The 11,888-nt window shown below is 29.4% G+C and carries 11 protein-coding genes; 1 reads left to right on the plus strand and 10 read right to left on the minus strand.

The window, feature by feature from the left end; translation table 11 throughout:
- Positions 1-17: 17 nt before the first annotated feature.
- The gene (gene dnaG, locus ACZJV1_RS14720) at positions 18-1,796 is read right to left on the minus strand and encodes a DNA primase (RefSeq protein WP_463650622.1); all 1,779 of its coding nucleotides are present in this window, start codon (positions 1,794-1,796) and stop codon (positions 18-20) included.
- 194 nt (positions 1,797-1,990) lie between these two features.
- Positions 1,991-3,016 (minus strand): deoxyguanosinetriphosphate triphosphohydrolase, encoded by a 1,026-nt coding sequence (locus ACZJV1_RS14725; RefSeq protein ID WP_463650623.1) that lies wholly within the window; start codon positions 3,014-3,016, stop codon positions 1,991-1,993.
- A gap of 145 nt (positions 3,017-3,161) precedes the next feature.
- On the opposite strand from ACZJV1_RS14725, the gene ACZJV1_RS14730 reads away from it, so the two are divergent.
- The gene (locus tag ACZJV1_RS14730; protein WP_463650624.1) at positions 3,162-4,223 is read left to right on the plus strand and encodes a CotS family spore coat protein; all 1,062 of its coding nucleotides are present in this window, start codon (positions 3,162-3,164) and stop codon (positions 4,221-4,223) included.
- 39 nt (positions 4,224-4,262) lie between these two features.
- Here ACZJV1_RS14730 and ppdK read toward each other — a convergent pair whose 3' ends face one another.
- From ppdK to ybeY, 8 genes are all read right to left on the minus strand, one after another.
- On the minus strand, positions 4,263-6,893 hold the full coding sequence (gene ppdK / locus ACZJV1_RS14735) for a pyruvate, phosphate dikinase (protein WP_463650625.1): 2,631 nt from the start codon (positions 6,891-6,893) through the stop codon (positions 4,263-4,265).
- Between the two features lie 89 nt (positions 6,894-6,982).
- Entirely contained in the window at positions 6,983-7,621 is a 639-nt protein-coding gene (locus tag ACZJV1_RS14740; RefSeq protein ID WP_411168635.1) for a helix-turn-helix transcriptional regulator, read from the minus strand.
- Positions 7,622-7,816: 195 nt separating this feature from the next.
- Positions 7,817-8,455: a DUF4342 domain-containing protein gene (locus tag ACZJV1_RS14745; protein ID WP_463650626.1), complete on the minus strand. Its 639-nt coding sequence runs from the start codon at positions 8,453-8,455 to the stop codon at positions 7,817-7,819.
- Between the two features lie 6 nt (positions 8,456-8,461).
- On the minus strand, positions 8,462-9,211 hold the full coding sequence (gene recO, locus ACZJV1_RS14750) for a DNA repair protein RecO (RefSeq protein WP_411168637.1): 750 nt from the start codon (positions 9,209-9,211) through the stop codon (positions 8,462-8,464).
- 9 nt (positions 9,212-9,220) lie between these two features.
- Complete coding sequence (gene era / locus ACZJV1_RS14755; protein WP_411168638.1) at positions 9,221-10,111, minus strand: GTPase Era; 891 nt, start codon at positions 10,109-10,111, stop codon at positions 9,221-9,223.
- An 8-nt stretch (positions 10,112-10,119) separates the two neighbouring features.
- Complete coding sequence (locus ACZJV1_RS14760) at positions 10,120-10,521, minus strand: cytidine deaminase (RefSeq protein ID WP_411168639.1); 402 nt, start codon at positions 10,519-10,521, stop codon at positions 10,120-10,122.
- Between the two features lie 104 nt (positions 10,522-10,625).
- Positions 10,626-11,327: a diacylglycerol kinase gene (locus tag ACZJV1_RS14765; protein WP_460286831.1), complete on the minus strand. Its 702-nt coding sequence runs from the start codon at positions 11,325-11,327 to the stop codon at positions 10,626-10,628.
- 22 nt (positions 11,328-11,349) lie between these two features.
- Positions 11,350-11,850, minus strand: coding sequence for an rRNA maturation RNase YbeY (gene ybeY, locus ACZJV1_RS14770; RefSeq protein ID WP_411168641.1), 501 nt, complete (start codon positions 11,848-11,850; stop codon positions 11,350-11,352).
- Positions 11,851-11,888 lie beyond the last annotated feature (38 nt).

Raw genomic sequence — 11,888 nt, forward strand, 5'->3', positions numbered from 1 at the left:
TCCGTTATTACCAACTGCTACTTTGCACCTCTCTTTAACTGCTCATTAACTTTTTTAAGCTCAATTGCTATTTGTATAGATTCCTCAATTTTGCCCTTTGATTCTAAAAGTTTTTGCTTACGCTTTAATTCTTCTAGTTTTTGATTTAATTTATAATTATCTAATTGCTTGATAAAATCTTGTATTAACTTTTTATTATTATTACCTATTAACACATGTTGTTCTTTTATTTTAACAACTTCTTCAATGGTTTTCACATTTGTACATCTTGATTCTAAAAAGGTAACTATATTATTTATGTTTCCCTTTTTAGCATCTTTAATAATAGAAAAAATCTCTTTATGTTCTGGAAGAATTAACTCTTCTTGGCTTATTAACTTACTAATATAATCAAAATAGTCTTCATCTAAACATAACTTCATTAAAGATCTCTCAGCTTTTAAAAAAGCTGGCTCTAAATATAATTTTGTTCCATTATCTTCCTTATTATACGTAAAATTATTTTCTTTTATATTTTTTGTCATTTTCTTTGACAATAAATCATATAATGTTTGCTCCCGTATAGATGTATTTTCTGATATCTTCTTTATGTAGACATCTTTTTCTATTGGATTAACATTTGCTAATATTTCTGTAACCCTTTTTCCATATTCAATTAAATCATTGCTATCTTTAAGATTTATTCCTTCTTCAGCCTTTTTAAGCCTATAATCGATTAAGCTTTCAGCACTATTTATTAATTTTATAAATGCCTCTTTTCCGTTACTTCTTACATATTCATCAGGATCTTTTCCTTGAGGAATACTTAAAACCCTAACATCAAAGCCTGCTTCTTTCAATATATCAAGCCCTCTCATAGTAGCTGCCTGACCTGCAAAATCAGCATCATATGATATTATAACCTTATCTGCATAGCGCTTTAATAATCTTGCTTGATTTGTAGTTAAAGCTGTTCCTAAAGAAGCTACTACATTTGTAATTCCATATTGATGTAGAGTTATTAAATCCATATAGCCCTCTACAATAATAAAATATCTTTCAGACATCTTATTTTTTATTGCAAAGTTTAATCCATACAAATTGACTCCTTTTTGAAAAACTAAGGTTTCAGGTGAATTTAAATACTTTGGCTTTGAATCATCCAAAACTCTTCCTCCGAATCCTATTACCTTCCCCCTATAGTCAAAAACTGGAAATATAACTCTATTTCTAAATCTGTCATACCTGTTCCCTGTTTTCTCAGAAATTGAAACTAACCCAGCTTCAAGTAGTAAGTCATCTTTATAACCTAACTTTCTTAAATAAAAAAGTAAGCTATTCCAGCTATCCTTTGCAAAGCCTAACCCAAATCTCTTTATAGTCTCTTCTTTTATGCCCCTATTTAAAAAATATTCCTTTGCTTCTTTTGTTGATCTTAAATTTGAATAAAAAAACCTAGCTGCTTCTACGTTGACTTTATAGAGTATTTCTCTCTTTTTTGCAGTAGGACTTATTCTTCCTCTATCATTTTCTATTGGAATATTTGCTCTATCAGCTAAATATTTAACTGCATCAACAAAGGGCATATTTCTATTTTTCATAATAAAAGTAATTACATTTCCTGATTCCCCACAACCGAAACATTTATATATTTGCTTATCTTGAGATACGGAAAATGACGGAGACTTTTCATTATGAAATGGACATAGTCCTGAAAAGTTTCTTCCAGACCTTTTAAGTCTAACTGACTCAGATATTACATCTACTATGTCATTTTGTTCTTTTATCTTTTCTAGAATCTCTTCAGAAATCTGCAAGGAGATTCACCTCCTTACCAATAATTTTCGTCAACTTATATTAATTTCGACATTTTTTCTATATTTCCTTCTTTAAAATAAAAATTTTATAAAATTTTATGAAATTTTATGAAATTTTATGAATCATCTTTATTTATATTCTTTATAAGCTTTAAAATTCCTTTTAAAATAATATTTTCTTATTTTCCAAAAACTTAGTATATTACTAACTTAGGAACAAATAGGGAGTTAAATGTATTTAAGCAATAATCATCACTCATGCCAGCTATATAATCTGCAACAGCTCTTTTTAGCCCCTCTTTTGCCGCTACCTCCTTATATAAATCAGGCAATTCATTTTCATGATTATAATAGTAATTTATTAAGTTTTCTAATATAAACTTTGCTTTATTTCTTTCTACCTTTAAAATATCCCCTAAGTAAACATTTTTAAACATAAATCTCCTAAGTTCTGTCATAGCCTCCCATACTTCACTACTAAATTTAATATCTACATCATTATTGTTTAATGCATCTGTAGTATTTTTTACAACATCTACTACTAAAGTTTCAATTCTTTGAGAATGTGTTTTACCTAAAACCTTTATAATTTCTTTTGGCAATATATCTTCACTAAGTAATCCAGCTCTAATAGAATCGTCTATGTCATGATTTAAGTAAGCTATTTTATCACTAACTTTTACAACTCTTCCTTCTAATGTCTTAGCTTTATTGGCTCCATTTTCAAGGCCACTATGATGTAGTATTCCATCTATTACTTCTAATGTTAAATTTAATCCTAATCCATTCTTTTCTAGCTTTTCAACAACCCTCACACTTTGCTCATTATGTCTAAACTCACCTAAAAAATCATTTAATACTTCTTCTCCATTATGTGCAAATGCTACATGGCCTAAATCGTGCCCTAATGCAATAGCTTCAATTAAAGACTCATTTAAACCAATTCCACTTCCAATTGTTCTAGCTATTTGAGATACTTCTAATGTATGAGTTAATCTTGTTCTGTAATGATCACCAAAAGTTTTTATATAGACCTGTGTTTTATGTTTTAACCTCCTGAAAGATTTACTATGTATAATTCTATCTCTATCAACCATAAAACAAGTTCTTACTGTATCATTTTCTTCTGGTCTTTTTCTACCTAAAGTTGAATTGCTAAAAGTAGCTTGAGGAACTAATGTCAACCTTTCGAAACCCTCTATTTTTTCTCTCACATTCATATATCTCACCTCTATATTACATATTCTATATTTTTCTCTATTTTCCTCTATTTAAACATATTTTATAATAATATATTTAATACCAAGTATATTTTCTTTTTTTTACTAATATCTTAATAATGAGTAATTTTATAAGGAGATAATAATGGAAAACTTAGTATCAGCTTTAAAGGATGAGTTGCTTCCCCTTAATGAAATAAAATCTAATATTTTATCTTATTACAATCTTCAAAATGCATCTATAATTAGTATTAAATTTAAAGATACAGAAAAGCAAAGAGCTGTATATAGAATAGATTTTAATAATAGAAGTTATTGCTTAAAAAAAGTTTACTATGATGAAGGTAATCTTTTATATGTATATTCAGCTATGGAATGGTGTTATAGAAATAAAATCCACGTTCCAAAGCTTTTGCCAACTATAGATGGAAATAGGTATGTTAAATATAAAGATATGCTATTTATTTTAACCCCTTGGCTTAAAGGTGAAAAATGTGATTTTGATAATTTAGACAATGTTTTACTTTCCTCAAGAACTCTAGGAAAATTACATAAAGCTTCTAAAAATTTTTCTCCAATTAAAGGCAGTAGCTCTAGAGAAGGATTAGACAATTATAATGAAACTATATCAAAACATTTTAATCAACTATTAATTAGTATAAATGATGCTCATAAGTATAATGATAGATTTTCCAAAATATTCCTAAAAAATATCAATGAAAATCTAGAACTAGCTAAGATTTCATTTGAAGTTTCCTCTTCAATTATCACTGATGAACTTTCAATATCACTTTGTCACGGTGATTATGTAAATAAAAATATCTTAATAGATGGTAACAATATTTCACTTATTGATTTTGATAAATGTAAAATGGACTATTGCTCAAGAGATATTTCTTATTTTTTAAGACGATTGCTAAAAAGAGAAAATACAAACTGGCAAATTAATTTAACTTTAGCTATCCTTGATAGCTATATGGAAGAAAATCCTCTCTCTTCTTCAGATTTAAAATATATATTAGCTTATATCGCTTTTCCTCAAAAATTCTGGAAACTATCTAGAGATTACTATAAAAATATAAGGAAATGTAATAAAAATTCTTTTATTGCCCTACTTGAAAAAGGATTAGATAGGACTGAAAACCAATTAGAGTTTACCTATGAACTTATGAATGCATTCACAAAATATTATGATGTAAAATTTTAAACTAAAAAAAGAGGAGGCTAAAAACCTCCTCTTAATATATTATCTCTTATTTCTAACTTGTGCTTGTGCAGCTGCAAGTCTTGCAACTGGAACTCTAAATGGTGAACATGATACATAGTTTAATCCAATATTGTGACAGAATTCTACTGATGATGGATCTCCACCATGCTCTCCACATATTCCAAGCTTGATATTTGGTCTAGCTGATTTACCCTTTTCTACTGCTATCTTAACTAGCTCTCCAACACCTGTTTGATCTAGTTTAGCAAATGGATCTTGTTCGTAAATCTTCTTATCATAGTAATCCTTTAAGAATTTAGCAGCATCATCTCTTGAGAATCCAAATGTCATTTGAGTTAAGTCATTTGTTCCAAATGAGAAGAATTCTGCTTCCTTAGCTATTGCATCAGCAGTTAATGCCGCTCTTGGTATTTCTATCATAGTACCTACTATATACTCTATTTCAACACCTTTTTCTTCCATAACTTCTTTTGCAGTTTTAACAACTACATCTTTAACATATTTTAATTCCTTTATTTCTCCGATAAGAGGAATCATTATTTCTGGAACTACATCATAGCCCTTGTTTTTTCTAACTTCTATTGCTGCTTCAATTACAGCTCTAGTTTGCATTTCAGCTATTTCTGGATATGAAACTGCTAATCTACATCCTCTATGCCCCATCATTGGGTTAAATTCATGTAATTCTTCAACAGTTGCTTTTAACTCTTCGAAAGTTATATCTAAATCTTTAGCTAATTCAGCTATATCTTCATCATTATGAGGTAAGAACTCATGTAGTGGTGGATCTAGGAATCTTATTGTTGCTGGCATTCCTTCTAAAGCTTCATAAATTCCAATAAAGTCTTCTCTTTGCATTGGAAGTAACTTTTCAAGAGCCTTTCTTCTTTGTTCTTCATTCTTAGCAACTATCATTTCTCTTACTGCCATAATTCTATCTTCTGCAAAGAACATATGCTCTGTTCTACATAATCCTATACCTTCTGCTCCAAACTCTACTGCTTGCTTAGTATCTCTTGGAGTATCAGCATTAGTTCTAACCTTTAATTTTCTAATTTCATCTGCCCATCCCATAAATGTAGCAAAATGTCCTGAAATTTCTGGTGTAACTGTTTTAACAGCTTCTCCATATATATTACCAGTTGAACCATCTATTGAAATAAAATCATTATCTGTATAAACTTTTCCGCCTACTTCTAAAGTTTTAGCTTCTTCATTAACTTTTAGTTCTCCACAACCAGCAACACAGCAGGTTCCCATTCCTCTAGCAACAACAGCTGCGTGAGATGTCATACCACCTCTAACTGTTAAAATACCTTTAGCAGCTATCATACCTTCGATATCTTCTGGTGAAGTTTCTAGTCTTACTAAAACAACAGCTTCTCCTTTTTCGTTTCTTTCTTTTGCTTCTTCAGCTGTGAAAGCTATTTTACCACAAGCTGCTCCTGGAGATGCTGGAAGTCCTTTTGCAATTGGTGTAGCATTCTTTAAGTCTTCTGTATGGAATGCTGGGTGAAGTAAAGAATCTAATTGAGCTGGATCAACTTTTAATATTGCTTGCTCTTTAGTTAACATTCCATCTTCAACTAAGTCAACTGCAATTTTCAATGCAGCTTGAGCTGTTCTCTTACCATTTCTTGTTTGTAAGAAGTATAACTTTCCTTCTTCAATGGTAATTTCCATATCTTGCATATCTCTATAGTGATTTTCTAATGTATGAACTATATCAGTAAATTGTTTGTATATTACTGGATTTTGCTCTTCTAATTTAGCTATTGGAAGTGGTGTTCTTATACCTGCAACAACGTCTTCACCTTGTGCATTCATTAAGTACTCACCATATATTTTATTTTCTCCAGTAGCTGGGTCTCTTGAGAATACAACTCCTGTACCTGAAGTTTCTCCTTTATTACCAAATACCATTTCTTGTACGTTAACTGCTGTACCCCATTCCCCTGGAATATCATTTAATCTTCTATAAACTATAGCTCTTGGATTATCCCATGATCTAAATACAGCTGTAATAGATTCAATTAATTGAGTTTTTGGATCTTGTGGGAATTCTTCTCCCATTTCTTTCTTATAAAGCTCTTTATATCTATCAACTAATACCTTTAAATCATCAGCTGTTAAATCAGTATCAACTTCAACACCTTTTTCCTCTTTTAGCTCATCTATTAGATTTTCAAATAATCTCTTTTCAATATCCATAACAACATCTGAGAACATTTGTATAAATCTTCTATATGAGTCGTATGCAAATCTTGGATTTCCTGTTAAATCCGCCATAGCGACTACTGATTTATCGTTTAAACCAAGATTTAATACTGTATCCATCATTCCTGGCATTGATACTCTTGCCCCTGATCTTACAGATACTAATAACGGTTTTGTTAAACTACCAAATTCTTTTCCTGTTATCTTTTCTAATTCTGTTATTTTTTCGTGAATTTCTTCAATAACTTCTTGTGCGATTACTTTCCCATCCTCATAGTATTTGTTACAAGCTTCTGTTGTAACTGTGAATCCTTGTGGTACTGGAATTCCTAGTAAAATCATTTCTGATAAATTTGCCCCTTTACCTCCTAGAAGGTTCTTCATTGACCCGTTGCCTTCACTAAAAAGGTAAACATACTTCTTTTTCTCCATCTCAATACTCCTCCGTTCAATCAAATTGAATATATATACTAACAGTACTAATAGCACTGTAGTTACCCTAAATAATTAACCCATATTTTTTAATTACCTTCTCCTAACTTAACAAAAAGTTTTGTTATGTTAGTCTTAGATATTTTACCTACTATCTTAAATTGATTTTTTTCATTAATTGCTGTTTCTACTTTTTCTACTATAGGAATACTATCAATTTCATGCTCTATAATTTTTTTTGCTAAGCTATATGCACTGTCATCGCTATATCCACATATTATGTTAGGCATTCTAGTCATTATTACACCTATAGGAACCTTATGTATATCAGTTCCACCTATAGCAGTTTTTAAAAAATCTTTTCTTGAAACAGCACCAACTAATATCCCATTATTTTCTATAAATAAAGTTCCTACATCATTTAAGAATAAGAATACGATTGCATCATACACTGTAGTTTCTTCACTTACTGTAACTGGTTTAGACATTATTTCTCCAACTAGAACTTTTGAAATATTTTCTAATATTCTAGTATTATGAGCTTCTCCTAAATATACATAACCAACCTTAGGTCTAGCATCTAATATGCCTATCATCGTTAGAATAGCTAAATCAGCTCTCAATGCTGCTCTAGTTACTCCTAACTTATCAGCTAAAGTTTCACTTGTAACAGGCTGTCCCTCTTTTACTATCCTTATGATTTCCTCTTGCCTTTGTGATAATTTCAACTTTATCCCTCTTTCTGCTTTTACGAGGAATATTCAGATAATTTAGATTAGTTTGATATTTACATTCTAATTATAACATTTTATAAAAGTTTGACTATACTTAATTTTCTGAAAAATTAGTCATATTAGCTGAATATTCCTTTTCTGTTTACTTTATTCTCTTATTTCTCCTATTTATCTCAAATTTGCTTTAATTTAGTCCTCATCTTCAAAATTAACAGTATATGTAAATACTTTTTCATCTACTTGTTCATTTTTCTCTGACTTCTTTTTATTACTTTTATTTATATCACCTTTAAATTTTTCATTTTTAACTTCATTTACTTTATCTTTAACCTTGTAAGCCACATCTGATGCCGCATCTTTTATGTCATCTACTGCTTTTGTTATATATTTATTTACAACTTCAACACTACCATCTGCCGTAGTTATTTCTATTGTTATTTTAGTAACTACTGCAGCAATCACAACAAAAGCTAATATAGGAGGTATAATTATAGCTATTACTCCAGCTGCTATTCCTGCATTTACTGGAACATCTACAAGTTCTTTGTCATCTTTGCTAACTCTAATTCTTGTAACATTTCCTTTATTTATTAAGTCCTTTAACCATTTTTTTAGTTCATCAATAGTTTCATACTTTTCTCTACCATTACTACCTTCTTTACCAAAATCACCTTCTATGTAATCTGGCTTTATTCCTTTTATCCCCTCTATATATATTATTGCTTCTAATACATCTCCATCATTAATTTCAAGGGCATGCTTAGCTTCTGCATAGCTCACTCCGGTTCTTTCCTTCACCTTATCTACCTTTTCTAATGTTATTCCCATATCTATTCACTCCTTTATATAATTTAACATTTCTAAGCTCTTAGGCTTTTTAGAATAGTTTGATGATATAATAAAGGTTGTCACCCTACTTATATCTTTTTTTACCTCTGCATTTATATTTAGTTTATATATCTTATCCATAGGTGTCTTTAGCAAAAATCTTATTGCATTATATGCTGGCTTAGATATATAAATTCCATGCTCTCTTGAACACTCTTCACAAACACCACCATAATGTGATAAAGATATATAATTTGACACCGATATCTTCTTCCTACAACTTACGCAACTTTCTAAGTTTAATCCATATCCAGTTGCTTTTAACAATTTAAGTTCAAAGGACCTAATAAGAATTTCATAATCTAATGCATCTGTATTAAGTAAATACATACAAGTTAGAAAATCTTTAAATAACTCTCTATTCACTTCTCCTTCTTCTACACATATATCTATTAATTCACAAATATAAGATGAATAAGTTAGTTTATCTAGGTTATCTAAAAGACCTTGAAAGGAATTAATTATCTTACCTTCTTGAAGATTAAATAAGCTTTTTCCTTTAAATAAAACATATTCTCCATAGCATAGAGGTAAAGTAAGAGATAAAAATTTACTCTTACTTTTCCTAGATCCTTTTGCTATAGCTGTTATTTTCCCCAAATTCTCTGTATATAACCATACTAATTTATCATTCTCTTTAAATTCCTTAGTTTTTAAAACTACTGCATTTACTTTATGTAGTGACAGAAATACCAACCCCTTATTTTACTTAACCTTCTTATATCCTAATTCCTTTAATAGGTTTTGGTTATCTCTCCACTCTTTTCTGACTTTTACCCAAATCTTTAAGTTAACCTTACTTCTTAAAAACTTTTCAATTTCATATCTAGCACTTTCACCTATTTTCTTAAGTGATTGCCCATTCTTACCTATTATTATTCCTTTATGAGAATCTTTTTCGCAAAGCATATCAACTTCAATATGCCAAGTTCCACTTGGACTTTGTTTCATTTGAATTATATCAACTGCAATTCCATGTGGTATTTCTTCTCTTAATGTTCTTAATGCTTTTTCTCTTATTATTTCAGAAACTACAAATCTCTCTTGTACATCTGTAATCATATCATCTGGATAATATTTAGGTCCTTCTGGCATTGCTCCAATCATTAATTCTACTAATTTATCAACATTTTTTCCCTTTAATGCTGAAATTGGAATTATTTCTTTAAAATCCATCTCTGATGAATACATTTGGAGAGTTTTAGCTACTCTTTCTTGGGTAAATTCATCAACTTTATTTAGAACTAAAAAAACAGGGGCCTTTTGATTTTTTAAAGTTTCTATTATAAACTTATCCCCTCTTCCTATTTCTTCTTCTGGATTTATTAAGAATAGAACAAGATCTACTTCTTTTATAGAATCCTTTGCAGAATTCACCATGTATTCTCCTAATTTATGTTTAGGCTTATGTATTCCTGGTGTATCTACGAACACCAGTTGATGATTTTCACCAGTTAATATTGTTTGTATATTATTTCTAGTAGTTTGTGGTTTATTTGATACTATAGATAGTTTTTCTCCCATTATTTGATTTAATAAAGTTGACTTTCCTACATTTGGTCTTCCAACTATTGTTACGAATCCTGATTTAAACATCTTTCCTCCTAATTTTCTAAATCCTTTTTTGTAAATGCTCCTGGCATAATTTCTTCAAAGGTTTTAACTTTATAATCATCTTTATTCTTTATTAATATTATTGGAGTTTTTTCATTTTCTATAAATTCACTTAAAACTTGCCTGCATATTCCACAAGGAGTTGTATAAGTTTTTATATCTCCAACTAATGCAATTGCTCTTATAACTTTATTTCCTTCTGATACGCCTTTAAATATTGCAGTTCTTTCTGCACAATTTGTTGCACCGAATGATGCATTTTCTATATTACATCCTGTATATATCTTATCATCTTCAAATAATACTGCAGCTCCTACTTTAAATTTGGAATATGGAACATATGCTAGTTCTCTAGCCTCTAAAGCTTTTTCCACAAGAATTTGATAATCCATTTTAATTCCTCCATTTCAAGATTATTGTATCTTTTATTATATCATTACTTTCCTAAAATTAAAGCATTGTTGTTAAGTTTTTAATATATAAAAGTATTTGTAAATTAAATTTTAAATATAACAAATATTAATAAAGTAAGTAATGTCCCGAACAATGCTCCTACAATAACTTCCCATATTGAATGAACGTTAGAATCTACTCTGCTTTGTGCTGTTATTAATGCCATTACATAACTTAAGACTATACATATAGGTTCTTCTGTTATTAAAGAAATTGCTGTGGCTATAGAAAAAGAAAGAGCACTATGTCCACTTGGCATTCCACCTCTTAATGGAGTTCCTTCTCCAAAAATAGATTTTACTATTAATGTTGCAATAATTACAAAAACTAATGCTATAAATATCATATATGGCTCTGATTCTTTCATCTTATGTATTACATCATAAGATATATATGAAATTTTATCCCAAAATATTATATAACCCACAAGTAATGCATTTATTGCTGTAACTAAAACTGCTCCTGCAGCTGCATTTTTTGCTATTTTAGCTAAAGGATGGTAATGATTAGTTGACATATCTATAGTTGCTTCTATTGCAGTGTTTATTATTTCAGCTACAAGCACTAATGTAATTGTAATTGCTAAAATAAGAAATTCCATCTTAGATATATCAATTACGAAGCATGCTAAAAGTACAGATAACGCAGCAAACAGGTGAATTTTCATATTTCTTTGAGTTCTTACAGTCTCTATTATTCCTGTTATTGCATAATTAAAGCTCTCTACCAGCTTTTTTATCTTCATATATTCCCCTCACTATATATTATTATCTTCTAATTTCTAATTTATTTAATATTTCTTCTTCTCTTTCCCTCATTTTTTTCTTATCATCTTCATCCATATGATCATACCCCAATAGATGTAATATTGAGTGAACTACTAAGTAACTAACTTCTCTCTCATATGAATGTCTATACTCCTTAGATTGTTCTAAGGCTTTTTCTAGTGATAAAACCATATCCCCTAATACTAATTCATCACCATCTTTATATGTTTCATCAAAATCATAATTTATATACATGTCACTAAATACTTTCCCCTCATTAAAATCTAACATCGGAAATGATAGTACATCAGTTTCTCTATTAATATTTCTAGTTTCATTATTTATTTCTTTTATTTCTTCATTGTCAACAAATAATAAAGAAATTTGATACTGACAATTTACCCCTTCTTCCTTTAATGCAAAATCACATACACTTGTTATTTTTTCTATAAAATCCTCTGTAACTTCTAATTTGTCCTGTCTATTTTCTGTATATAACATCACTTATCTCCTTTTAAATTAGTTTAAATTTAAAGGGA

It is taken from the genome of Clostridium sp. LS3, assembly GCF_055330225.1.

Bases quoted from the DNA above. Each gene is read 5' to 3' on its own strand.
- ACZJV1_RS14725 (WP_463650623.1), bottom strand. From the start codon at position 3,016: ATGAATGTGAGAGAAAAAATAGAGGGTTTCGAAAGGTTGACATTAGTT.
- ybeY (WP_411168641.1), bottom strand. From the start codon at position 11,850: ATGTTATATACAGAAAATAGACAGGACAAATTAGAAGTTACAGAGGAT.
- ACZJV1_RS14745 (WP_463650626.1), bottom strand. From the start codon at position 8,455: ATGGGAATAACATTAGAAAAGGTAGATAAGGTGAAGGAAAGAACCGGA.
- ppdK (WP_463650625.1), bottom strand. From the start codon at position 6,893: ATGGAGAAAAAGAAGTATGTTTACCTTTTTAGTGAAGGCAACGGGTCA.
- ACZJV1_RS14765 (WP_460286831.1), bottom strand. From the start codon at position 11,327: ATGAAGATAAAAAAGCTGGTAGAGAGCTTTAATTATGCAATAACAGGA.
- era (WP_411168638.1), bottom strand. From the start codon at position 10,111: ATGTTTAAATCAGGATTCGTAACAATAGTTGGAAGACCAAATGTAGGA.
- ACZJV1_RS14760 (WP_411168639.1), bottom strand. From the start codon at position 10,521: ATGGATTATCAAATTCTTGTGGAAAAAGCTTTAGAGGCTAGAGAACTA.
- ACZJV1_RS14730 (WP_463650624.1), top strand. From the start codon at position 3,162: ATGGAAAACTTAGTATCAGCTTTAAAGGATGAGTTGCTTCCCCTTAAT.